The organism is Zoogloea sp. JDB1, assembly GCF_056724025.1.
In genome coordinates, this window is the sequence record NZ_CM161496.1 from 1,088,026 (window position 1) to 1,111,407 (window position 23,382).

Consider the following 23,382-nt stretch of genomic DNA (forward strand, 5'->3'; position numbering starts at 1 on the left):
TCCGTGGCCGGCATCAGCCGCCCTGGGCTTGAGCCACGGTTTTCTCGTTGTGCGTGGCCTCGATGCGTTCGTAGAGTTCCTGGGCCTTGATCGGCTTGGTCAGGTAGTCGTCCATGCCGGCGTCGAGGCAGCGTTCCCGGTCGCCGTTCATCGCGTTGGCGGTCATCGCGATGATCGGCACCCGCGGCTGCCCGGCCGCCTGTTCCAGGCTGCGGATCTGGCGGGTGGCTTCGAGGCCGTCGAGTACCGGCATCTGCATGTCCATCAGGATCACGTCGAAATGGCCGGCTCCGACCATGTTCACCGCGTCGGCGCCGTTCTCCGCCAGGCTCACCGCGTAGCCGCGCTTCTGCAGCAAGACCTGCGCGAGGCGCTGATTGACCGGGTTGTCCTCGACGAGCAGGACCCGCGCGCCGCTGGCGGCCGCCTCTTCCGGCGGTGTGGCCGCTGCGCTGGCAGGCGCGGCGGTGTCGGCTGCGGCAGCCGTCCGGCAGGGCAGCGTGAAGTGGAAGGTCGAGCCTGCGCCCGGCGCGCTGACCACCCAGATACGGCCGCCCATCAGCTCGATCAGGCGGCTGCAGATCGACAGACCCAGGCCGGTGCCGCCGAACTTGCGGGTGATCGACGTATCTTCCTGGGAGAAGGCGTCGAAGATGTGTCGTTGGGCCGCCGCGGCGATGCCGATGCCGGTGTCACGCACCGAGAACTGCAGTTCCTGGCCGTCGCCGCGGCCGACCTTTACCGCCACCTCACCGGCCTCGGTGAACTTCACCGCGTTGCTGAGCAGGTTGATGAGCACCTGGCGGATCCGCAGCGGGTCGCCGCCGAGCATGCGCGGCACGTCGTCGGCCACCTGGAAGCGTACCTGCAGGCCCTTCTCCTCGCCCTGCAGCGTGACCGGGCGCAGCGCGTCCCGCAGCAGTTCGCGCAGGTCGAAGTCGATGTTCTCGATGGCCAGCTTGCCGGCCTCGATCTTCGAGAAGTCCAGGATGTCGTTGATGATGGTCAGCAATGCGCCGGCGGAGGAGCGGACGATGTTCAGGTAGTCCCGCTGTTCGTCGTCGAGCCGGGTGTCGAGGGCCAGCTCGGTCATGCCGATGATGCCGTTCATCGGTGTGCGGATCTCGTGGCTCATGTTGGCCAGAAAATCGCTCTTCGCGCGGTTGGCGGCCTCGGCGGCGTCGCGGGCCTGTTCCAGCGCGAGGCGGCCGGCCTCCCGTTCGGCGACCAGCCGGCCGATGGCGGCGGTCACCGCCTCGATGTCCTGGTCGGATGGCGTGCTCGGCGCCGGGCTGGGCAGAGCCTGCAGGCCGGCCAGTACCTCGCGCAGGGAGGTCAGCGCCTTCTCGCGCTGGCTGAGTTCCTGCTGCAGGCGGGCGGCGGTCTGGTTGAGCACGTCGAACATCGGGCGGAATTCCAGCGGCAGGTCGGCGAGCAGTTCCTCGTCGTCCTGGGGCACGCGCGCTTCGTGCCGGCTTTCGTCGAAGCCCTTCACGCGGCCCAGGCTGCCCAGCCACAGCTTGAGGGGGAACCAGATCAGTACGAGGCCGCCGGTGAAGCCCAGCAGGGTCAGCAGCAGCGCCGTGCGGAACAGCCGCCACAGTCCGCCGGCGATCATGTCCACGTCGAATTCGAGGCGTAGTACGCCGTAGTCGCGGCCGCCGGCCGAGATGTTCCGATTGACTTCGTAGAGGTCGGCGGCAACGCGTTTGCGCAGCCAGTCCGGCGGTGTGACCGGTGGCTTGTCCCGGTTGACGCTGCGCAGGCCGCCGCCGGCCAGATCGATGAAGGTGGCGGAGGCAAACTGGGAACCGAGGATGGATTTGTCGAGGGTGCGCTGGATGGTGTCGTAGTCGCCGATCACCGCGCTGTCGGTGATGGTCTGGGCAGTCACCTCGATCAGCATCGTGGCCGACTGCTGGGCGGTTTCCAGTTCCTGAGCGAACTGGTACTGGTAGAACATGACGAGCCCGCCGCCGATGAAGAACAGCAGCGCAACCGAGTACAGCGCGTAGATGCGTGTGACCAGTGACTGCGGCAGCAGCCTCGAGAGCTTGCCCATGGGCCGGGGTCTTTATCCGTCAGCGCAGGGCGGCGGGGGCGCTCTGGTAGAACTTGCGATACGACACATAGTCCGCGCCGCTGGCGGGGATGAAGTAGGCGTCGCTGCCGAGGCCGACTTCCTGGGATGCGCGGTGCAGGATCTCCTGGCCGTGAGGATCCCTGTGCATGCCGAGGAAGGCCGCCGAGACGGCTTTCAAGTCCTTGTCGGGCACCCGGCCGGAGACCATCAGCGCCAGGTCGTGGTAGGGCTCGGAGGTCCATAGCACGCGGAACTTCTTGCCTTCCCGGTTGGCGTAGCCTTCCACCAGCATGGAGTTGCTGCCCACTGCTCTGGCCTTGCCGGCGAACAGCTGGGCCATCGCCGCGTTCTGGTTGCCGCCGAAGACGGTCTTTACGTCCACGCCCCTCGACAGCAGGTAGGCGTACGGCACCTTGTAGCCGATGAAGGCTTCGGGGCCGGCAAAAGCCACTTCCTGACCCTTGAGCTCCTCGATGCGGGTGATCGGCGAGTCGGCCGGCACAACGATCTGGCCGCGCAGCGGTGGCGCGTTGCGCCGCCCGAAGACCTTCCAGCCCAGGGATTCGCGCTCGGGGCTGAACAGGTGGTTGGTGAACACGAACTCCACTTCCTGGGCCAGTACGTAGCTGGTGGTGTCGGCCGACGTGCGGCCGATCTTGAGCTGCAGTCTGACCCCGCTCTTCTCCGAGACGTACTGGATGATCGGGTTCCAGTAGGCGGCCGTCTTGTTGATGTCCCACTGGTTGACCGGCGAGAAGCGGTAGACCGTCTCCTCGGCATGGGCGGTGGCGATGCCCAGGGCCAGGGCGAGGACAGTGGCGAAGCGGACAAACATGTCGGATCTCAGCAAAGGGAGGCGCCGCCGATTATAGACATTCAATCCCGGCGTTGCCTTGGCGTGCCTCATGGCGCCAGCCGCACCTTGTACCAGCCGCCGTCCGGCTGCAGGCGGTAGGCGATGCGGTCGTGCAGGCGCGAGCTGCGGCCCTGCCAGAATTCCCAGTAGTCCGGCACCAGCCGGAAGCCGCCCCAGTGGGGTGGGCGCGGCGGGTTGAGGCCGAAGCGCAGGCCGTATTCGGCGGCGCGGGCGACCAGTACGCCACGGCCGGCAATCTGCTCGCTCTGCGGCGAGGCCCATGCGCCGACGCGGTGGCTCAGCGGGCGGCTGGCGAAGTAGGCATCGGACTCCTCGGCGGAGACCTTCTCGACGCGGCCCTCGATGCGCACCACCCGTTCCAGCTCGACCCAATGGAACTGCAGCGCAGCGAAGGGATGGGCTTCCAGTTCCCGGCCCTTGCGGCTGGCGTAGTTGGTGTACCAGACGATGCCGCGCGCGTCGTAGCCCTTGATCAGCACGATGCGGGTGGACGGCCGCCCGTCGGCGCCGACCGTCGCGACGGTCATCGCATTGGGTTCCGGCAGGCCCCTGTCCAGCGCTTCCTGCAGCCAGGCGACAAACTGCTTCAGCGGGGAGTCGGCCGCCTCGTGGTCGTCGAGGCTGCCGTGTTCGTAGCTCTTGCGCAGGTTGGCAAGTTTGGGATCGTCATTCATTGCGGCTTGGGACAGCGGTGGAGATGTGGAATTGTGGCACTTCGCGGGCATGTTGGCCGGGCTGCCCGCGGAAATGGCGCGGTGGTATCGTGAGTGCTCCCGTCCGAGGAGCCCGTCGATGGCCGCTGTTCCCCGTCTCCGCGTGATGTTCTCCAGCCGAGCGCTGTCGCCCGTGTTCGGCGGTGAGTTGCTGACCGACCTGCGCCTGGAACTCAAGGCGCGTATCGAGGGCATCCGCGTTGGCGGGCATCAGCTCTTCGAGGTGTGGATCCACGAGGACGATCCGGAGCCGGCCGGCAAGACCATCCTCGAAGGTTCGCTGGAGGAGATCGCCAAGGCCGACATCGTGCTGGCGCTATATACCGGTGAGGCCGGCAGCGCGGACCACGGCAGCGAAATCGGCATCTGCCACGCCGAACTGCAGGAAGCCCTCACCCATCGGCGCGACGTGGTGTCGGTGATTTCACTGGAACCGACCTTTCCGGCGGTGGAACATCGTGACAAGGTGTTTCAACAGTACGTTGCCGCCCGGCGCCTGATCCACACGCGGGTGGCTGATCGCGACGCGCTGTTCGACGCCGCGCTGCGCCTGGTTTTGCAGCGGGCCGTCGAGCTGGCCAAGCGCGGTGCGCGGCCTGCCGGGCGGCGCGTCGACCAGGGGGCGGCGCTGGACTGGGCGCGCCTCGATCTGCCGGGGCGCGCCGAGGCGATGCGCGCGGCCCTCGTCGAGGCGCTGGATGGCGAGGTGGCGGAGGACGGCGTCGTGTTGTCCGGCCTGGGCCTGTCTGGACTGGCACCGGCCCGCCTGCTGCTGCGCGTCGAGGCGATCCCGGCAGCGCTGGGCGTGGCGGCGGCGCGGGAACGGGTCGGCCAGCCCTTCTACCAGGACCACGACTACGCGGCGCTGCTGACGGAGGTGGACGCCGTCGGGCCGCTGCATGTGATCGCCTGCCACCGGGGCGTCACTGAATCCCAGGCCCTCAGGTTGCTCGGTACCAGCAACGCGGTGGCGGTGGCCTCCGAGTTCGGCGTGTTCGCCGCCGAGGACGTCATGCAGACCCAGCTTGTGCTGTTGTCCCACTGCGTCGAGGAAGGCGCCATCCGCCTCGGCCTCAGGCGCTTCCGCGAATGGCTGGAGCGGGAGGGGGAGGCCGCGAACCTGTTGCGTCGTGCGCGGGCCCGCCGCGGCATCGTCGAGGCCATCGCGCGGGGGCGGGCCGCCCTGTGATGGATGCCACTACCCAAAATGTGTTGTTACAGGATCGACCTTGAAGAAGCGTGGACCGGCCTGCCAGCATGAAGCACTGCCTGCCATGCGGGCCTTCCATGATCCCAAGGAGAACCACAATGAAACGCCTCAAGCAGACTCTTGCTGCCCTGCTTATCGTCAGTACCACTCACGTGGCCTTCGTGCAGACCGCCCAGGCCACCATGATCGGCACCGAGCAGGTCGCCCAGGCCAGCCAGGGCACAACCCGCAGCGGCGCCGAGGCGCGCGCCCACCTGAACGAGCTGCTCGACCGTGCCGACGTGCAGTCTCGTCTGGAGAGCATGGGCGTCAAGGCGGCGGATGCCCGCGAGCGCGTCGCCGCGCTGACCGACGAGGATGCCAGCCGCCTCGCCACGCAGATGGACAAGGCGCCGGCCGGCGGTTTCATTGAGGTGATCATCTTCCTGTTCCTGCTGCTGCTGGTGACTGACATCCTCGGCTTCACGAAGGTCTACCCCTTCACCCGCTCCATCCGCTGATTTGACGAATAAATCTACTGCGCGACCCGATCTCGCGATTGCGGTGCTCGCCGTACTCTTGTACGGCTGCGCTCCTCGTCGCGACCTCGGGCCTGCTCGCTACGATTTCTTCGCCAAATTACGAACCCATGAGTGACATTTTTAAAAAACGGCGGCGTTTGCTTGGTGCGGCTGGTGCGCTGGCGGTGCTCGGGCTGAGCGGGTGTGCGACGCAGACGGCGGCCTTGCGGGCGGCGCGGCCGGCCGGGGTGCCGCCGCGGGTTGAGCTGGCCGCGGTGCCGTATTACGCGCAGGAGGATTACCAGTGCGGGCCGGCGGCGCTGGCGATGGCGCTGGGGGCCAACGGCTTCGGCGTCACGCCGCAGGCGCTGGCCGGGCAGGTCTTCCTGCCGGGACGGCTGGGTTCGCTGCAGATCGAGATGTTGGCCGGCGCGCGGCGCCAGGGGGCGCTGGCGGTGGAGATCCCCGGCACGTTGGAGGCCTTGATGCGCGAGACGGCGGCAGGGCATCCGGTGGTCGTGTTGCTCAATCTGGGGCTGTCGTGGGCGCCGACCTGGCATTACGCGGTGGTGATCGGCTACGACCTGGACGACGAGTCCTTCCTGCTGCGCTCCGGCCCGATGGAGCGCCAGGTGATGCCTTTCCGGACGTTTGAGCTGACCTGGGAGCGGGCTGGCAAATGGGCCTTCGTCGTCGTGCCGCCGGGCCAGCTTGCCGCGACGGCCGATGAGGCGCTGACGACCCGCGCGCTGGTGGCCTTCGAGAAGGCGGCGCCGGCCGGGCGTGCGGTGCCGGCCTACCGGGCCGCGCTGGCCCGCTGGCCGGATAGCCTGACGCTGGCGATGGGCCTCGGCAACAGCCAGTACCAGATCGGCAACCTGCGCGGGGCGGAAGCCGCCTTCCGCGACGCGGCCAGACGCCACGACGCAGCGGCCGCGTGGAATAACCTGGCCAACGTGTTGCTGGAGCTGAGGCGCCCCGTCGAGGCCCGCAAAGCCGCCCAGCGCGCTGTCGAGCTCGGCGGCCCGGCGGCAGACGCGGCACAGGACACCCTCAAGCGCATCGGCCGCTAGCGGCGCTCAGACCTTTCATGCGTACCACCCCTTGGGCTGCAAGGGTGCCGCTGCGGGTCAGCGCCCGCGCGTGTCGTCTGCCAGCGCCGCCGCACCTTCTACCGGTGCCGGTCAGAACACCACGTCGTAGGTTGCGGTGAGCAGTCGTGCGTTGCCGAAACGGTTGAAGCCGTCCACGGTGTAGTTGGGGCCGCTGCGGTCCTTCTGGAAGTCGAGCTGGACCTTGACGGCGCTGGAGGTGGTCAGGTCGTAGCGCAGCGTGAGGGACTCGGTGCGGTGGGCTTCCTGGCCGTCCGGGTCGGCGCCGGCGGAGATCTCGGCCTGGCTGCGGTAGTTGGACACGGTGACCATCGGCGTCCATTTGCCGAGGCGGTAGCCGACGCCCAGGATCTGCGCGCGGTCGGTGTAGCCCATCACATCGTTGTGGGCGATGCGGATGAACTCGCTGCGCACCAGCACGTTCTCGTAATCCACGTTGAAGCTCACGCCGTAGATCTGCTGCTTGCCGGCCGGCGAGCTGAAGGACGTATCGGGGTCAATGTAGCTGCCGAAGGTCGGCGAGCTCGGATCGGCATCGAGGGAACCGCTGACATTCTTCTGGCGGACCTTCGACTGCAGATAGACGAGGCGGGTCTCGAACCAGTCCCGGGTGAGGGTCAGGTCGCCGCCGACAATGTTGTCCCAGCGCACATCGGTGCGGTTGTTGCGGCCGCGGTAGACCTTCCAGTAGCCGCTGCGGTCCTTCGCCTCGTAGCCGGCGAGCAGGTTGGCGTTGGCGTCCCAGCCGCTCCACTGGCCGCGATAGGCCAGGTTCATGCCGTTGTAGTTGACCGCTTCCCAGCCATACAGCTGCGGCGGCAAGTGGGTCCACGGCAGGGCCACGCCGATGTCCTGGGTGTCCGAGTAGTAGAACATCGGGATGCGCTTGCGGCCAGCCTGCAGCGTGAAGCTGTCGTTCACCTTGAAGCTGGCGTAGAGCCATTCGAGGTTGATGGCCCCCTCGCGGGCGCCGCGGGAGACCAGCTGGCCGGTGACCGAGAAGCGCCGGTCGGGGAAGGTGGCGACGCCCTGCACGCCGAGCTTGGAGTCGGGCTTCCATTGCACGCCGCCCTTGCCCTCATAGACGCCGCCCTGGGCGTAGTCGGAAACGAAGACCGGCTTCTTGAAGTCGCTGACGGTACCCGGGGTGCCGCCCAGCATGTGGCCCAGGCCGAGGGTCATGAAGCCGGAGCCGGCGAAATCGACGCCGCCCACTTCGACGGCCGACGCCGGCGCACTGGCGCACAGCAGTACCGCCACGGACAGGGCCGCGGCGCAGGGGATGTTGCGGAAAGACATGGAACCTCCAGATGCGAATTCGGTAAAGGACGCGGCGCGGCCTCAGTGGACGGTCAGGACGACCTTGACGGTGGCGTCGGCGGCGGCTTTCTCGACGTAGCCGATGCCGCCGGGGGCGGCCGCGACGGCCTTCTTGACCGCCGCGCTGTTGGCCGCCTCGGGCGGTGGCGTGCCCTTGCCGGTGAAGGCCAGCTTGGACCAGTAGGCCTTGGCCTGGGCGGCGGACTTGCCGGTGATCTTGGTGTAGAACTCGTCGCGCAGCGGGCTCGCCTCGGGCTGGTCCTGCGGTGCGGCGGCCGCGCCGCCGGGCAGGCTGGCGGCCTTGCCGAGGAACACATCGGCGACCTGCTCCTTGGTCATCGCATCGGGGCCGCCCTTGCCGACGATCACCACCATTTCGGCCGCGGCGCCGTGGGCGGCAAGAATGCCCAGCAGGCACAGGCCCGTCTGCAGCTTGCGCTGCAATCCGTCTAGAAACATGACACTCCCTTGTGTGCGTTGTTGTTGCCCGCGCGGGCGGGCTGGTATCAGAAACTGGCGTTCTTCTTGAAGAAGTCGAAACAGCGGCGGATGGCGTTCTGCTCGTCTCCGCCCGCTCTTGTGAATTCGACCCCGTAGATGAACTTGCCGCCTTCACGGCCGGAGCGAACGATGCGGCAGTGGATGAGCACGGGGGCCTGACGGGCGTAGTTGTCCAGGTCGTCGTCGGGAATGAAGACGGCTACTTCGATGGGGGATGCCTCGTCGACAGCCTGGACCAGACGCAAGCGAAGGCCGCTGAGGGAGAAGTCGACGCAGATGCCGTCTTGCGTTTGTTCGCCTTGCTTCACCCGGACGAGCAGGCTGTGTTCGGCGCGGGGCGAGCGTCTTTGTTCGTTGACCGCCTGGGAGATCGGCTTGCCATGCTGGAAGCTGAAGCTGGTCATGATGTTGTGCAGCCGTTGGGTGACTCCGCGCAGGTCCTCGCCGATGGCTGCTGTGGTCTCGACCTTGGTGCCGCTTTCGCGCAGCGTCGCAAAAAGTGTCTCGGTCGTATTTTCGAGGAGGGCGAAACGGTCGAGCTGCTGATGGCTGGCCGAGGCGATGCCCTGGATGGACTGGGCTGATTCGACGGCGTTGAGGGCCATGCCTTCAATGGTCCCGCTCGTCTTGCGCGCCTCATCCTGGTTCCGTCCGACCTGTTCGACGACCTGATGCATGGTGCCCGACACCTGCTGCACTTTGCCCGACAGCTGTTCGATGATCTGCTCGACTTCGCTGGCCGAGATGGTCGTGCGTTCGGCCAGCTTGCGCACTTCGTCAGCGACTACCGCGAAGCCACGACCCTGTTCACCGGCACGGGCCGCCTCGATGGCGGCGTTGAGGGCCAGCAGATTGGTCTGCGCGGCGATTTCCTTGATCGTGTTGGCAATCGACTGGATCTGCTGGGCGGCCCCCTCCAGATCCAGTATTTCGTCGGCAGCGCGCATGACGCGGGCGCTCGTGTCCTCCATGGAGGCGATGTTCTTGTGCACGTTGTCCAGACCGTCCTTGGCCAGCCCTTCGACAAGAGCGGAGCGCTTGGCTCCGGCAATGGCCTGTGTCTGAACGTCTTCGGAAATGTGGTGGAGCTGCAGCATCGCGTCCGCCACTTCATGGGAGCGGCTGCTCTGCTGACGGCTGACGTCCGATATCTCGTTCGAGATCTTCGCGACCTGGTAGGCCGACTGGCCCATATGCCTGCTGCACTCCTCGATCTCCAGCAGGATCACGTTGAGCTTGTCGCGCATTGTTTTCATGGCGAACAGGAGACTGGAGCGATCGTCATCGGCGACCTGCACGTCTACGTGGAGCTGACCGTCGGCAATCTGCCGGGCGATTTCGGATGCGTAGGAAGGGTCGCCGCCCATCTGCCGCAGAATGCTGAGGGTGACCAGGCTACCGAGCACCAGCACCGCAAGGGTGGCGCCAATGCCGACACCGATCATTTCGTTTTGTGCGAACTCCGTGGCTTTTTCGGCTGAAGCGGTCTGTGCCTCGACATTTGCGGCATTCGTGTTCACCAATTGAGTGAGCAGCTTTTCGGCAGCGAGATACGATTTCCGCTGGGCACCTCCCAGCATGTAGTATTTCTGGAAGAGTTCCTTCTGGCGCGCCGCGTCGTGGTTGCCGGCGAGTTTGTTGATCAGGTCGATGATGTCCCGGTCGATTTTCTTCCAGGCGTTCCATTCCTGGACAAAGGCCTGCCAGAGCGCGTCTTCTTGTGGCGATCGGGGGATCGACTCGTAGCGCTTCCAGACCGGTTCCAGATCCGCCCAGGATGTCTCCTTGTCATGGGCGATGGTGGAAAACTGATCCTGCGCGTCAGCATCGTTCTCCCACAAGGCAACTTCGTAGGTGCTGGATTTGAGGGCGACCTGAATTTCGCGGATGCCCTGGATGGCTATCACCGACGGCAACCTGTGCCTCCCGATCTCCTTGACTCCATCTATGCCTTCACGGATACCCGCCACGCCGGACAAGATTGCTGCGACCAGCGCAATGATGGCCACTGCACTCAGCGTGAGCAATTTTTTGCGTAAGCTCATTCGAGCAAGCATTTTCTTTCCTTGTCCTTGTTAGACGGATAATTGCCGTGTTGGTGGATCCAGCGCACGGATTGTCCACGGAATAGGCTTCTTATTCTTTCGGACGCAGACGGGTCAATAAGTGACTGGGCGCAGAACTCTTGTCTGGAGAAGTGATATGAATTCTCCTTTCGACTCGCCGGCTGCTTCTTTATGGCGTCTGGAGCGACCCGATACTTTATCTCATTGGCCCCGGACTATTGCAGGAAAAAGTGATTTTTATGTAGGTGACTGACTACGGATTATCATTTTTTCTATTTGAAGAAAGCTGGAATGGAGTTTGCCAAGCGTACTCGGCTAAATAAGCCGGATTTCTTGCGGATTGCATGGAGAGGGGCGAACGGGTTTGGTGACCTTTTTTTGTCCGTGCCCCCTGGGTGCGTCCATGATCAATGGCGGGCCTGGTGGGTGAACTGCGGATGTGCGCTGCGCAGGTCGGCAATGTGCCGGGCAACGTCGTTGTTATCGAGTTGCAGAGTTTCGATGGCGGACTAGGAGGCGGGCGAGGCAGGGCAATCGCACCTTAACGTCATACCCCCAGCAGCTGGGCGCGAAACGCATCGACAGTGGCTGCGAGCATGCGCTTGGACTTGATGCTGGCCTTGCGCGTCGTATCGAGTCGCAGCAGGTTCATGACGATGTGGCGGACGATGGCCAGGTTGTTGGCGGCGTAGCCGCTGCGTACGCGTGACTGATCCTCGTTGAACTGCACATCCAGACACCAGTGAAGCCGATTCTCCACCTCCCAGTGACTGCGCACGGCCCGTGCAATGCGCTCGGCATCGGCGGGCAGACTGCTGATGTAGAAGAGGCGCTCGGTGCTGGTGTGGCCACCGACCGTGCGCTCGCGTTCGAGCACCGCAAAGCTGGCCAGATCCTGCCAGGCGTCGCTCTGGTAGAGCCGGCCGACGCCCTCATAGGCCCGGCATCGGCGTACTTCGATGCGCCCGTGATCCTGGGTCGTGGTTTCGTGTGTGGAACAGGGCGTCAGGGGGGCTCGGGGATCGAGGCCGGCGAACAGGATCGAATCGTACAGATTCGGATGGTTCTCCTTCACGCACAGCACGTAGTGGGCGCCCCGTTCGCGAATCGTGCGCGCGATCTTTGTCTGCGTTCCCATCGCATCGATCGTCACCACGCAGCCCTCGAGTGCCAGCTTGGCGAGCAGTTCCGGAATGGCGGTGATCTCGTTGGACTTCTCGTCGGTGGCCATCTGGCCCAATACAACGCCTATGCCGGCGGCGAACGCGCTGACCAGATGCAGCGGAGCGGCCTCGGCTTTCGTCTTGCTGCCCGTGCGCCGGCTGGTCTTACCGTCGATGGCGACGACCGTCTCTTCGGCCAATGCGGGCACCACCATGCCGACCCAGCGTCGGAAGGCGGATTCGAACTCGTCGGGGGCAATCATGCCGAACACGCGCCCCATCGTGTCGTGAGACGGGATGCCGTGCTCAAGCGCGATGAACCCGCGCAACCAGTCGAGCTTGGCTTCGGCCCACAACTCGATGTCGACGAAGTCGTCCACGCCCGAGAGCACCGCACAGACCGCCACCGTCAGCAATTCGGCCAGGTCATGGCGGGTATGGCGCGCACTGCGCGGGTCGGAGATCGAGACGAATACCTGCGTCAGCGGCATGACGTTTCCCATCTTCATCGGATGCCCAAAAAGGCAGGAAACTACACAATTTGGGCCGCGGTGAACAGTCACGTCACGAATTTGTTGCGTTTTAAGAGGGGCGTTTCACTATGCAAAGTAGGTGCGATTGCCCTGGCGGGCGAGGGCGGACTGATCGGACATGGGTGGCGTTTGGCATTCCGGACGGTGCCTGTTCCGGTTGAGCGGAGGAGGTGCCGTCCGGCTGCCCTCATTGGGCGAGCGATGAAACTCTGGTGAGGTAGAACTTTGTCTGCTTGTTGTCCTTTTTACTGGAGGCGACATAGGCCTTGTCTGGCGCGATCAGTACGAAGCGGGTCATGCGGCCTCTGGCGTCGGTCACGTCCACCCAGTTCTGGGTGTCCTGATAAGTGGGCGCGGGGCTGATCTCGGGGTCCCGGCCCTGGGCGTTGACCTCGAAGCTGTCGGGCGAGAAACGGAAGCCCAGTTCCATGTTGAGCTTGCAGTTCTGGATCGGGGCGAGCTGGTCATTGACATAGAACTCGCAGTGGGTGGCCTTCCAGGCGCCGAAAAGCCGGTTGCCGGCCTTGATTGCCTGAGGCGCCGGCGCTGCTGCCGGGGCCACCGGAACCGCGGTCGGACGCACGGCTGCGGTCCGTTTCGGGGGTTCCGGTGTGGGTTCGGAGCATTTCCAGCGTGCTTCGTTCTGCACCGAGAAATCGAAACCGGAGGTCCGGCTATTGGGCGAGTTGCCGCCGGCATCTGTAGAGACGAAGGCGAAGACCGGTTTCTTGTCCTTCAGCGTGACTTCATAAACAGCGCTGCCACTGAGCCGTCCGGCGTCTTCCGCGCAGACGCCGCGCAGTTTGCGGATCTTGGTGTCGGACGAGAATTGCGCGCGAAGCACGTCGTCGAATTGCTCCTGCTCGAAGATCTTGCCTTGGCCTTCCGATATCGACACGCTCAACTCGAACACCATGGTCCGCGGGCCCTGGGCGGACACCATCGCGGGGCCGAGCTTGTCGAGCTTGGTTTCGCCCCAGTTGGGGCCGTTCGGTCCTTCCTTCTTCTTCCACTTAACGCCCTTGATCTTGTTCAGCATGGTCCATTCGTTGGCGGTGTAGTCCCCCGTGGCCGGCACCGGGAAGGGCTCGAGAATCGATTCAAGCGTGGCGGCGCTGCAGGTGGTGGAAAGAAACAGTGCGGAAAGGAGTGCGAAACGTTGTCTCATTTTTTATGCCTTTTGTTTGGAGAAAAAATCTTAGCAGCTCCTGTCGTGTGAATTTCTGTCAGATGAAAATGGGGTTGTGAGAATTGTCATGCAAAAATTGCGGTGGCAATAAGTGCGAAGCGGATGGCTATCACATGCAGGTAATTGCCATATTGAATTGGATCAATTACACGAGATTTGGACGGAATTGATCCCCGTCATCCTTCCTCTTCAGCGGGGCGCGCAAAAAGCAGATAAGGCCCGTCCGGCGAGTCGCCGTCGGCGACGGCCTGCCAGCCCTGGTGGGCGTAGAAGCCGATGGCCGGGGTATTGGCCTTGAGGCATTTCAGCGTTGGCGTGGCTGCGGTGAAATAGGCCGAGCAGTGAGTGAGCAGCATCTTGCCGATGCCCTTGTGCTGGAAGTCGGGGTGGACGAAGAGGGTGTGCAGGAAGCTGTCGGGCTCCCAGATGGAGGCGAAGCCGACGGGCACGTCATCGGCCAGGGCGACGAGGATGCATTCGTCTTCGGTGTCGGCGTCGAAATCGGTGGGCTGGAGGGCGGCTGCGTCCTGCCAGATGAAGGCGGCACGGCGCGATGCGGTGTAGATCCCACGTAGGGCTTCGCGGTCTTGTTCTTCGAATTCGCGGACGGTCAGTCGCATGGTCGGGTGGGTTCGATCGTGGAGAGTATTTCTGGCTGACGAGGGAAAGCTATCACCAAGCTTTCATAAAGCTTTCATGATTGCCCGTGAAGATTGCGGACTTTACGCAATTTCACTGGAGTCGTCACTATTATGAAAGCCCTGCCGGATTCGTCCCGTCGCCACCTTTTGAAGCTCATGTCGGGCGCCCCTCTGCTGCCGTTTTCCTCTGCCATCGCGGGGGCTTCCGCATTCCTCGGCGGTTGTGGCGGCAGCGGTGGTTCCGACGCGCCGGTGGCGCTGTCCAGCGTCAGCTTCAGCAGCATGCCTGCACCGACGCTGGCCAACCCGGCTGCAATGGCCACGACGACGGTTGGTTCCGTGATGTCGGTTAATTTTGCCGATTCGAGCAAGCTTGACTACACGCTGTCCTACCAGCCTTTCTTCATCACCGGCGATCTGGTGGCCGACGGCAAGGGCGGCAAGATCCTTGCGGGCGGCTATTACGACATCAACAACCAGCCCATCATCGACAGGACGGTGGTCGGCCAGGAGCGCCAGTTCTTCTCCGATTCCCCGGACGGCACATCGCTGTTGACCGTCGAGGGCGCGAAGGTCGACGGCGTGAAGGGCAAGCCGGTATTCGCCGTGGTGCAGTTCGAGTACACCACCTGGGCGCAGGACGGCACGACCGACATGTACGGCAAGCTGCCGTCGCCGATCGCCGTGCTGACCCTGGACCAGGATCAGGCTACCGGCAAGCTGTCCCTGGTGAAATACCACAACGTGGATACCTCCAAGGTCAATGGCCTGTGGATCACCTGCGGCGCCAGCCTGTCGCCGTGGGGCACCCACCTGTCGAGTGAGGAGTACGAGCCGGACGCCTTCGTGGCCAGCAATGCGCAGCTCAAGGCCTTCAGCAAGAACCTGTTCGGCAACGAGGCGACCGCCAATCCCTATCACTACGGCCATCTGCCGGAAGTCACCGTCAATGGGGACGGCACCGGTTCGATCAAGAAGCACTACTGCCTGGGCCGTATCTCTCACGAGTTGGTGCAGGTGATGCCCGACCGCCGCACGGTGTTCATGGGCGACGATGCGACCAACAGCGGCTACTTCGTGTTCGTCGCCGACAAGGAGAACGACCTGTCCGCCGGTTCGCTGTATGTGGCCAAGGTCGGGGCGGGCTTCTCCCTCGATCCGGCTGCCGCTGCGGCGTCGCTGTCGTGGATCAAGCTGGGTTCGGCGACGAGTGCCGAGATCAAGGCTCTGGTGGACGGTGGCATCAAGCCGACCGACATCATGGATGTGCGCAGTGTCGATCCTGCCGACGCGACCTTCAAGAAGGTGATCTCCAACGGCAAGACCGAGTGGATCAAGGTGATCAACGAGAAGGCCGCCGCCTTCCTGGAAACCCATCGCTACGCGGCCTATGTAGGCGCCAGCATGGGCTTCACGAAGATGGAAGGCACGACCGTCAACATCAAGGACAAAGTGGCTTACTCTGCGCTGCAGAACTGCCAGGACTCGATGGTCGTCGGCGGCAAGGGTTATACCGCCGGCAACGGCATCTCCATCGACAAGGCCCTCAAGGCCGGCGCGGTGATGGCGCTCAACCTGAAGGGCGGCCTGAAGGACGACAAGGGCGCGGCCATCAACAGCGAGTGGATGCCGGCGGATATCAAGGCGCTGCTGGTCGGCGAGGACATCGCGGCCGACGCGCTGGGCAACACCGGCAACCCGAACAAGGTCGCCAATCCGGACAATCTCAAGTTCTCCGAGAAGATGCGCACCCTGTTCATTGGCGAGGACAGCAGCCAGCACGTCAATAACTTCCTGTGGGCCTACAACATCGACACCAAGGCGCTGTCGCGCATCATGTCGATCCCCGCCGGCGGCGAATCGACCGGCCTGCATGCGGTCGACGAGATCAACGGCTGGACCTACATCATGAGCAACTTCCAGCATCCGGGCGACTGGGGCAGCATCCACAACGTCGTCAAGGACACGCTGGATCCGCTGATCAAGGCCAACTACAAGAACAAGTCCGGCGCCGCGGTCGGCTACCTGACCAGCGAGCTGAAGCAGTTCAAGTTGGCGAAGTAAGCATCTCCGCGACTGCCGTGGGCGCGGCGCCATTCGCATGGCGTCACACCTGCGACACAGTTGTGGTCCGTTTCCATCGACGCTTTGCGAGTTCGACGGTGGCGGTGGCCCCGGTACCAATCCCGAGCGGCGGTTCGTGGCTGATCCTTGTCCGACGCAAGGGATCTGCTGGATCTGTTATACGGCCCGGGGCGGCGTGTCCACCAATGCAGCCTTCAGCGCACTTGCATACGCATTGCGGGCTGTCTGCAGCGCCGCTACGTGGGCCTGCAGGCGGGCCAGTTCCTGATCCACGAACTGAATGCCGGCCAGCTGGGTGCGGGCGTCGGCGGAAAGGGTGTCGAGGTCGTATTCCTGATTGTCGATCTTGATGGTGGCCATGTTCGCAGGGTTCCGGGGGGGAGGTTGGAGGACGGTGTGGGAGATGCCGGGGCGGCTGTGGCGTGCCAGCACGCAATTGGCGTTTCCGATCGTCTGTATTGCCTTCTCGGTCTGATCGACCGAGTGATGCCAGCGTTTGGCGCGGTATTGGCGGCAATGGCGTAGCGCCTGCTGCCGGCCCTGTTCCGGAGAGCCGGCAAGCGTCAGCCCACGTTGGCCGGCCAGATAGCGGGCGACGCGTTTGAAGAGCGCGAGCGGCATCGGGGGTTGGGACAGGATCGCGTCGCTGGGGTGGAAGCCCAGGCTCTGTGTGAGGCCGAGCATGTAGCCGGTGGCCTCGCGGAGCGTGACGATGCCTGCCGGGCTGACGTGGATCAGTGGGCAGTAGGGCGCCAGCTCGGGCAGTACGTGGTTGGGGTGTAGCTCGCCTTGCCAGTAGCGTCGGGCGACTTCGCTGAAGTGCTGATAGTCGCGGATGGCGACGAACTGGGCATCGGCGAAAGGCAGGATCTCCACTTTCGGTTTGGTGGGCGTTACCGTGTCGTTGGAGACATCCAGGTACAGGGTGCCGAGTTGGAAGGCGTTCTGGAAATAGCTGCCGCGCAGATCACCCCACACTTGGCGGAATTCACCGCCGGCTTGCAGGAAGGCCCTGAAGGCCGCGTGGCCCTGTGCTGCGGCGCTGGCCAGACGGCTGTCATCCACGCTGCGTAGTTGCTTCTGGACCGCGAGGGAGATTTCCAGGCATTGCCCCAGCGGATAAGGTTTGCCCAGCTTGACCGGCTGGCGAGTCTGCAGCGCAGGGTCTACCTGAGCGCGTACGGCCAGAAAGAAGGCTTCCAGTTCGGCGAGGGCCGGTAGCAGGAAGTGCTGGGTCAGTGCGACTTGGGTGGGGGAGTCCAGTGTCTGCGGTTCGTTGGGGAGCCGGCGGCGCATCGCGTTGGTGCCCTGCGTTTGCGCTGCGTCAGCGGCGATACGATCATTCATGCAACATTCGGCCACCTGTCTTGTACTGGGCGCAGTGTAACCGCAAGCGCCTGACTCACGCCGGACGTCGCCCCTCGAGGGGAATGGTGTGGCGTGTTAGCGTTCGGCCAGTTGGCGGAGATTGCAAACCGTCCGCCAGTTGCGGTCGGTCATCGGCACGCCGAGCAGGCGTTCGCTGCCGGCAGCAACCTTGGAGCGGCCGACGCCGTCGGGGGCGTGGAGGTAGAACACGCTGCCGTCGAGCAGGAAGCGCTCGTTGTCCTTCTTGAGGCTTGCCAGCTTTTGCAGGTCTGGCGCAGGGGGTATGGCGGCCAGGAATCCCAGGTGCAGCGACGTGGGGTCGGCCTCCGCCTCGGGAAACGGATTCCGTTCGCAGGCTCGCAGGATGTCCTCTCTGCGCAGCAGCAGCACCTGGGGCTCGAAACCATGCTGTTCCCCGATTGCCGCCACCAGCTGTGTGGCAATCGGCACGGAGTCGTCGGTATGGCGGAATACGGCGTTGCCGCTCTGGATGTAGGTGCTGACGTCCGTCGCGCCGAGGCCTTCGAGCAGGGCTGTCAGCGATTTCATCGGCAGGGTGTTCTTGCCACCGACATTGATGGCGCGGAACAGGGCGATATAGGTGTGCATCGTGGTCATCAGCAGCCGAGTTCCCGGAAGCGCTTGCGCAGTGCGAAGAGTTGTTGCTGCACAGCGGCGAGTTCGATACCGCTGGTTTGCAGCTCCTGGCGCTCCAGGGGCGGGAGGTGAGTGTCGAGACGCCGGCATTCCTGCTGGGCTTCAGGGCTGAGCTTGAAGCGACGTTCGAAGGCGGCGTATTGCTTGCGGTCCATGCCGCTGAGCGGTCTGATGGCGTCGGACATCTGCTCTCTGAAATGTTCGTGCTGGACGTCTGCTCCGATGCGCTCCTTGCCGGACAGCTTGTTGACTCCGCGGGTGGGTTCCACTTCGATACGCTGGGCGCCGAGGCAGGGAGAGTCGGAGTAGACCGTCTTGCCGCCCTGGTCGCATTTGAAGACGGTGCGGGAGGGCGGCGGCAGCGGCTGGGCCGATACAGGCGAAGCGGCCGTGACAAGGCCGTGGAGACCGAGCAGCAAAGCGAAGGTAAGGCGTGTCACAGGGGAGGAGACTCCTCGGGCATCAAGGGATGCATGCATAGGGCGATCCATGCGCGGGGTGGGGCGAATGCGCCATCCCATCGATGACGCTGCGCGAATGGCGGTGGAGGCAGTCTATGCAGTGTGGTTCGCGTCGCCTACGGATTAGTCCACTCGTCGTTTTGGTAATTGCGCACTGAGTCTCGATACGGGCAGCGGTGGGTTCGTTGGGCTTGGTTCAGCCGGCTTTCCTGAAGCGCAGGTACAGGCCGGCCAACCAGACGACGAGTGCCAGCAGGAAGATGGCCATGCCGCCGAGGATGTCGGCGCTGGAGAGCGTCGGCGGCTGCAGCCGGTTGGCTTGTACGACGAGCCAATGGACGTAGCCGAGGAAGAGGCTCACGACGGCCGCGAACCATTTGCCGTGGTTGCTGATGAAGGAGAGGGTGATGTCCCGGCGTTCAGGGGCCAGCCAGTAGGTGCGGTTGGGGATGTTGAGGTGGGCGCCGCTGCGGCGGGCCAGGCTCCCCGGTAGAAAGGCGATCAGCAGAGGAATGCCGATGAGGAGCAGTGAAAAGCTGACCACGTAAGCTTGGCGCGGCATGAAGCCATTGGCGACGCCGGAGGCCGAGAAGTGTGACGCGACGACCGGCGGCAGTGTTTGGGCGCTGTACCAGACAAAGCCGGTGAGCACGGCCTGCAGCACGAGGAAGGCGAGAGTGCCGGGGGACGGTTTCATGCCATGGTCCATCCGAGGTGTGTTCTCAGGGGCAGCCGATGATGGTCCATGCCGGCAATGGTCTACGGCAGCGCTGCGATGAAATCGGTGACCAGCGTGACGATGGTCTCGGGCTTTTCCCGGTGGGGCATGTGGAAGGTGTTGGGGATGATCTCGACACGGGCGGGGCCGCTGCTCAGCTCTCCGATCAGTTCGGGATGGCGGGTCGAGCCGTATTCATCGTGGAGGCCATGGATGGCCAGCAGCGGGCAGCTCACCTTCGGCAGCACGGGGTGCAGGGACCAGTCGGCGAAATCGGGGGCGAGCCAGGTTTCGGTCCAGGCGTCGAGCACCCAGCGGGCCTTGTCACCGTGGTATCTGCGCAGGCGGTCGACCTGCTTGTCGTCCTGGAACTGTTCCTTGGCGATGCGGATGCCTTCGACCGTGCGGTCTTCCAGGAAGGCCTGGGCGGCGATGGTGACGACTGCCTTGCAGTCGTCGGGAAACTGGGCTGCGCAATTGACGGCCATGCCTCCGCCGACGCTGTGCCCCAGTACGATGAAGCCCGTGAAGCCATAGTGGCGGCGCACGGTGGCGAAATAGTTGCGGGCTTCGTCGGCGATGAAATCGAGATTCAGCGTACCGTCCCGCGGGTCGGAGCGGCCGAAACCGAGGCGGTCGTAGGCGATGACGCGGCGGCCGGTGGCGGCGCTGAGTTCGGCCGGGAAGTCGCGCCACAGCTCGACGCAGCCGAGGGAGTCGTGCAGCAGCACGATGGGCTCGGCGGGCAGCGAGCCGGCGTCGCGGCCGGTGGGTGTCCAGACGCGGGAGAACAGGCGGCCGCGGGGATGATCGACCCGGATGTCCTGGGCTGTGCTGCGGGGGGCGTCGAATTCGGACATGGGGGTTCTCCTTTGGCGGTGTTGGGGGCGGGCCGTCGATGGCTTCCCTTCCGTGCCGGGGGCGGCTTCCGGAGGCGGAACTGGTATCGGGTGGCGCCTTTTTATGATATTGACGTTAACGTAACTCAGAGTGGCCGGTAAATCCCTTTAGGGATAACCCTCGCCGGCTTTGCGCTATTGTCTGTCTCCCAGTGGCGCGGAATGGGGATAATGCTTCATCCGACGCCGATCCCCGTTTGCCATGTCGCCGCTCCGAACTCTGCCTGCTGCGCCCAGCTTGCCATGGGGCGACATCCTCGCGGGCCTGTCGGTGGCCGGCGTGCTGCTGCCGGAGTCGGTGGCCTATGCGGCGATCGCCGGTGTGCCGCCGTCCCACGCACTGCTGGCGGCGCTCGTGGGATTGGTGGTCTACCCGCTGTTCGGCTCAAGCCGTTTCGCGATCGTCGCGCCGACTTCCTCCGCCGCGGCGATCTTCGCCACCGCAGTGGCGGTGGGTGGGCCGGAGATGGGCTACGCGCTGGTGCTGCTGACCGGTGCGCTGTTCGTGATGGCAGGTCTGCTGCATACCGGTTCCATCGGTGCTTTCATCTCGCGGCCTGTGCTGCGCGGCTTTGCGTGGGGCCTGGCGGTGACCATCGTGCTCAAGCAGTTACCCCATCTGGCCGGCGTCCATGTGCCAGGCCGCAACGCCTGGCAGCTACTGGTCGGGCTGATCGATGCGGCGGATGCAATCCACTGGCCCAGCGTCGGGCTTGGCGCCGTCGCGCTGCTGCTGTGGCTGGCAGTGCATCACGGTTTGCGGCGCGTGGTCTTCCTGCCTCAGTCACTGGTGGTGCTGGCGCTGGGCATCGTGGCGTCCGCCACCTTCGACCTGGGCAACCACGGCATCGCTCTGGTGGGGCATATCGAGTGGCGCAGCCTGGCCCTGGAGTTGCCATCATTGACTGCCGAGCGCTGGCTGCGCATGGCCGAATGGGCGCCGGCGCTGCTGCTGATCCTGTTCGCCGAGTCCTGGGGGTCGGTGCGTTCGCTGGCGCTGCAGAAAGGCGATACGCTCAGCGCGGACCGGGAGTTGCTGGCCATCGGTGCCGGCAATCTTTTGAGCGGCATCCTGCAGGGGTTGCCGGTGGGGGCGGGCTTCTCTGCGGCAGCGGCCAACTATTCGGCGGGGGCGCGCAGCAAGGCGGCCGGGCTTGCTGCGGCATTCACCCTGGGCCTGTTGTTATGGCACGCCCGCGATGCACTTGGCTTGCTGCCATTGCCGGTTTTGGCGGCCGTGATGATCGGTATTCTGTCCCATAACCTGTGGCCGAAGGCGGTCATCACCGGCCTGCGGATGGGTGGCGATGCCTGGCTGGCAGTGATGGCTGCGGCGGCGGTGCTGGCCTTCGGGGTGCTGTTCGGCATGTTGCTGGCTGTCGGTTCGTCCTTGTTGCTGGCGATCCATCGTTTCGCGCAGCCGGTGGTCGTGGAACTGGGGCAGTTGCCGGGTACCCGCGATTATCAGGATTGCCAGCGCCACGCGGAAGCGATCCGCATGCCGGGGCTGCTGATCCTGCGGGTGGATGAACCGCTGTTCTTCGCCAACGCGGAACAGGCTTTCCAGTCGGTGCGCGCGACTGCCCTTGAGCGGCGGCCTGGTGTGGTGGTGCTGAGCCTGGAGGTATGCGACGAGCTGGACGTGACGGCTGGCGAGGCGCTCGCCGAACTGGCCACCAACCTGCGCAGCGCCGGCATCGAGCTGGCACTGGCCCGTGTGAAGGACCGCATCCGCGACGCGCTGGCCCGCGCCGGCCTGGTTGGCGAGATCGACCACGCCATCGCCGCTTACTGGAGCGTGGATGACGCAGTGCAGGCCACGCGCCTGCGGAAGAGCGTGAGTGGGGAAGGCCAGACGTGACAAAGGCCACCCGAAGGTGGCCTTTGCCGGCGATGCTTGGTGGGTTGTGAGTGGCTCGAACACTCGACCTACGGATTAAGAGTCCGCTGCTCTACCAACTGAGCTAACAACCCATTTCTTGAAACTGGAGCGGCAGAAGAGTCTCGAACTCTCGACCTCAACCTTGGCAAGGTTGCGCTCTACCAACTGAGCTACTGCCGCATTGAATTCTGGCTCCTCGACCTGGGCTCGAACCAGGGACCTACGGATTAACAGTCCGGCGCTCTACCGACTGAGCTATCGAGGAATAGTTTTTTCGCTTCTGAACCACGTCTTCAGCGAGTTGAAAATTCTAGCACGCATTTAACGCTTTTGTGAACATGTGGCGTCGTCCGATGCGCTAAACCCTGCGCGAAGAGGAAGGGCCGCGATCTTCTCTACACCGCCTCCATGCGGCGGAATACCAGCGGTCGCCCGTTATGGCTGCGTTTTACGAGCCAGGTGGCAAGGGCGGAGTCCATGTAGTCCGCATGTCCTGGAAACCAGTCCACAAGTGCTTGGGCATAGGCGCGGGCGACATCGTATCGGCCCTGTGCCACGACGACCTCCCGCACGTCGTAGGCGGAGCTCAGCACCTTTTCGTGTTCCTCGATATGGCATTCGCCGCCGCCAGGAAAATCTGGAGCGTTCAGCCACGCGTTTTCCTGGGTGAAATGGGCTTCGGCGTGACGAATGAAGGCTTCCAGGGCCCCTGGGATATCGGTATCGCTCGCTTCTTGCAGTGTGCGCACGTGTTCGACAAATTCCCGGTGGGTGTCGTCGATGGACTGGTGGCCCAGCAGGTAGCGGTCACTCCAGGTGAATGTCTGAATCGTGGTCATCAGCGTGTCTCCTCGTTGCAGTTCGATGTGTCCAGTGGCCGGGGCCATTCGCAAGTCAGCCAAGGGCTGAGGCCAGGGAGGGCAGGCCGATCGAATGGTATTTGCGTCCGAAATAGGTCAGCCCTGCGGCGGGGTTTCCGATCTTGACTGCCTGGACCTCACAGATGAACAGATCGTGGGAGCCCAACTGCTGTTGCTGGGTGACGCGGCAGTCAAAGCTGACCAGCGCGCCGCTCAAGGCTGGACTGCCGGTCAGGAGCCGCTCGTGGGCGACCCGGGCAAGACGCTCGGGCATCGTCACATTGCGGTCCGCAAAGAGTTGGGCCACATCCTGCTGCTCGGCTGCCAGCACATTGACGCAGAGCACGCCGTTGCCGCTGAAAATGGGGTGCGCATAGGACGAACGGTTAATGCAGGTGAGCAGGGTGGGAGGCTGGTCGGTCACGCTGCAGACCGCCGTGGCGGTCATGCCGGCGAAGCCCTTTGGGCCATCGGTGGTGATGACATTGACGGCGCCGGTCAGGCGGGCCATGCCATCGCGAAAAAGGTCGATGCTGACCATGGA

At 64.3% G+C, this 23,382-nt stretch carries 21 protein-coding genes and 3 tRNA genes; 5 read left to right on the forward strand and 19 right to left on the reverse strand.

Going from position 1 to position 23,382, the window contains the following annotated elements; translation table 11 throughout:
• Positions 1 to 13: 13 nt before the first annotated feature.
• The 3 genes from AC1PPK_RS04815 to pdxH form a co-directional block, all read right to left on the reverse strand.
• On the reverse strand, positions 14 to 2,062 hold the full coding sequence (locus AC1PPK_RS04815; RefSeq protein WP_481116707.1) for a hybrid sensor histidine kinase/response regulator: 2,049 nt from the start codon (positions 2,060 to 2,062) through the stop codon (positions 14 to 16).
• Positions 2,063 to 2,081: 19 nt separating this feature from the next.
• Entirely contained in the window at positions 2,082 to 2,918 is an 837-nt protein-coding gene (locus tag AC1PPK_RS04820) for a phosphate/phosphite/phosphonate ABC transporter substrate-binding protein (protein ID WP_481116708.1), read from the reverse strand.
• A 68-nt stretch (positions 2,919 to 2,986) separates the two neighbouring features.
• Positions 2,987 to 3,634 carry a pyridoxamine 5'-phosphate oxidase gene (gene pdxH / locus AC1PPK_RS04825; RefSeq protein WP_481116709.1) on the reverse strand — a complete coding sequence of 216 codons (648 nt, stop codon included), beginning with the start codon at positions 3,632 to 3,634 and terminating at the stop codon, positions 2,987 to 2,989.
• Between the two features lie 118 nt (positions 3,635 to 3,752).
• On the opposite strand from pdxH, the gene AC1PPK_RS04830 reads away from it, so the two are divergent.
• The 3 genes from AC1PPK_RS04830 (at position 3,753) to AC1PPK_RS04840 (ending at position 6,456) form a co-directional block, all read left to right on the forward strand.
• Positions 3,753 to 4,862 (forward strand): hypothetical protein, encoded by a 1,110-nt coding sequence (locus tag AC1PPK_RS04830; RefSeq protein WP_481116710.1) that lies wholly within the window; start codon positions 3,753 to 3,755, stop codon positions 4,860 to 4,862.
• A 119-nt stretch (positions 4,863 to 4,981) separates the two neighbouring features.
• Positions 4,982 to 5,383 carry a PA2779 family protein gene (locus AC1PPK_RS04835; RefSeq protein ID WP_481116711.1) on the forward strand — a complete coding sequence of 134 codons (402 nt, stop codon included), beginning with the start codon at positions 4,982 to 4,984 and terminating at the stop codon, positions 5,381 to 5,383.
• A 128-nt stretch (positions 5,384 to 5,511) separates the two neighbouring features.
• On the forward strand, positions 5,512 to 6,456 hold the full coding sequence (locus AC1PPK_RS04840; protein ID WP_481116712.1) for a PA2778 family cysteine peptidase: 945 nt from the start codon (positions 5,512 to 5,514) through the stop codon (positions 6,454 to 6,456).
• 111 nt (positions 6,457 to 6,567) lie between these two features.
• Here AC1PPK_RS04840 and AC1PPK_RS04845 read toward each other — a convergent pair whose 3' ends face one another.
• From AC1PPK_RS04845 to AC1PPK_RS04870, 6 genes are all read right to left on the reverse strand, one after another.
• Complete coding sequence (locus tag AC1PPK_RS04845; protein ID WP_481116713.1) at positions 6,568 to 7,794, reverse strand: hypothetical protein; 1,227 nt, start codon at positions 7,792 to 7,794, stop codon at positions 6,568 to 6,570.
• Between the two features lie 42 nt (positions 7,795 to 7,836).
• Positions 7,837 to 8,274: a hypothetical protein gene (locus AC1PPK_RS04850; RefSeq protein ID WP_481116342.1), complete on the reverse strand. Its 438-nt coding sequence runs from the start codon at positions 8,272 to 8,274 to the stop codon at positions 7,837 to 7,839.
• 47 nt (positions 8,275 to 8,321) lie between these two features.
• Positions 8,322 to 10,361, reverse strand: coding sequence for a methyl-accepting chemotaxis protein (locus tag AC1PPK_RS04855; protein WP_481116714.1), 2,040 nt, complete (start codon positions 10,359 to 10,361; stop codon positions 8,322 to 8,324).
• A gap of 568 nt (positions 10,362 to 10,929) precedes the next feature.
• Positions 10,930 to 12,054, reverse strand: a complete 1,125-nt coding sequence (locus AC1PPK_RS04860) for an ISAs1 family transposase (protein ID WP_481116715.1) — start codon at positions 12,052 to 12,054, stop codon at positions 10,930 to 10,932.
• A gap of 211 nt (positions 12,055 to 12,265) precedes the next feature.
• A complete protein-coding gene (locus AC1PPK_RS04865; protein WP_481116716.1) occupies positions 12,266 to 13,246 on the reverse strand; it encodes a hypothetical protein in 981 nt (326 codons plus the stop codon).
• Between the two features lie 197 nt (positions 13,247 to 13,443).
• On the reverse strand, positions 13,444 to 13,887 hold the full coding sequence (locus AC1PPK_RS04870) for a GNAT family N-acetyltransferase (protein ID WP_481116717.1): 444 nt from the start codon (positions 13,885 to 13,887) through the stop codon (positions 13,444 to 13,446).
• Positions 13,888 to 14,019: 132 nt separating this feature from the next.
• Between AC1PPK_RS04870 and AC1PPK_RS04875 the strand changes: the two genes are divergently transcribed.
• Positions 14,020 to 15,972: a PhoX family protein gene (locus AC1PPK_RS04875; RefSeq protein ID WP_481116718.1), complete on the forward strand. Its 1,953-nt coding sequence runs from the start codon at positions 14,020 to 14,022 to the stop codon at positions 15,970 to 15,972.
• Between the two features lie 177 nt (positions 15,973 to 16,149).
• Here AC1PPK_RS04875 and AC1PPK_RS04880 read toward each other — a convergent pair whose 3' ends face one another.
• The 5 genes from AC1PPK_RS04880 to AC1PPK_RS04900 form a co-directional block, all read right to left on the reverse strand.
• The gene (locus AC1PPK_RS04880) at positions 16,150 to 17,340 is read right to left on the reverse strand and encodes a hypothetical protein (RefSeq protein ID WP_481116719.1); all 1,191 of its coding nucleotides are present in this window, start codon (positions 17,338 to 17,340) and stop codon (positions 16,150 to 16,152) included.
• A 96-nt stretch (positions 17,341 to 17,436) separates the two neighbouring features.
• On the reverse strand, positions 17,437 to 17,979 hold the full coding sequence (locus tag AC1PPK_RS04885; RefSeq protein ID WP_481116720.1) for a DUF1697 domain-containing protein: 543 nt from the start codon (positions 17,977 to 17,979) through the stop codon (positions 17,437 to 17,439).
• Positions 17,979 to 18,458 (reverse strand): hypothetical protein, encoded by a 480-nt coding sequence (locus AC1PPK_RS04890; protein WP_481116721.1) that lies wholly within the window; start codon positions 18,456 to 18,458, stop codon positions 17,979 to 17,981. Before AC1PPK_RS04890 ends, AC1PPK_RS04885 begins: the two co-directional genes overlap by 1 nt.
• 217 nt (positions 18,459 to 18,675) lie before the next feature.
• Complete coding sequence (locus AC1PPK_RS04895; RefSeq protein ID WP_481116722.1) at positions 18,676 to 19,176, reverse strand: hypothetical protein; 501 nt, start codon at positions 19,174 to 19,176, stop codon at positions 18,676 to 18,678.
• Between the two features lie 62 nt (positions 19,177 to 19,238).
• Positions 19,239 to 20,057 (reverse strand): alpha/beta fold hydrolase, encoded by an 819-nt coding sequence (locus tag AC1PPK_RS04900; protein ID WP_481116723.1) that lies wholly within the window; start codon positions 20,055 to 20,057, stop codon positions 19,239 to 19,241.
• Between the two features lie 241 nt (positions 20,058 to 20,298).
• Here AC1PPK_RS04900 and AC1PPK_RS04905 point away from each other — a divergent pair, with 241 nt between their 5' ends.
• Positions 20,299 to 21,957 carry a SulP family inorganic anion transporter gene (locus AC1PPK_RS04905; RefSeq protein WP_481116724.1) on the forward strand — a complete coding sequence of 553 codons (1,659 nt, stop codon included), beginning with the start codon at positions 20,299 to 20,301 and terminating at the stop codon, positions 21,955 to 21,957.
• 37 nt (positions 21,958 to 21,994) lie between these two features.
• On the opposite strand, the gene AC1PPK_RS04910 is transcribed toward AC1PPK_RS04905, so the two are convergent.
• The 5 genes from AC1PPK_RS04910 to AC1PPK_RS04930 all read right to left on the reverse strand — a co-directional run bounded on the left by AC1PPK_RS04910 (position 21,995) and on the right by AC1PPK_RS04930 (position 23,379).
• Positions 21,995 to 22,070, reverse strand: a tRNA-Lys gene (locus AC1PPK_RS04910).
• Between the two features lie 12 nt (positions 22,071 to 22,082).
• Positions 22,083 to 22,158, reverse strand: a tRNA-Gly gene (locus AC1PPK_RS04915).
• Positions 22,159 to 22,167: 9 nt separating this feature from the next.
• Positions 22,168 to 22,243: transfer RNA gene (locus tag AC1PPK_RS04920), tRNA-Asn, on the reverse strand.
• A gap of 130 nt (positions 22,244 to 22,373) precedes the next feature.
• Positions 22,374 to 22,817: a hemerythrin domain-containing protein gene (locus tag AC1PPK_RS04925; RefSeq protein ID WP_481116725.1), complete on the reverse strand. Its 444-nt coding sequence runs from the start codon at positions 22,815 to 22,817 to the stop codon at positions 22,374 to 22,376.
• A 55-nt stretch (positions 22,818 to 22,872) separates the two neighbouring features.
• On the reverse strand, positions 22,873 to 23,379 hold the full coding sequence (locus AC1PPK_RS04930) for a flavin reductase (protein ID WP_481116726.1): 507 nt from the start codon (positions 23,377 to 23,379) through the stop codon (positions 22,873 to 22,875).
• Positions 23,380 to 23,382 lie beyond the last annotated feature (3 nt).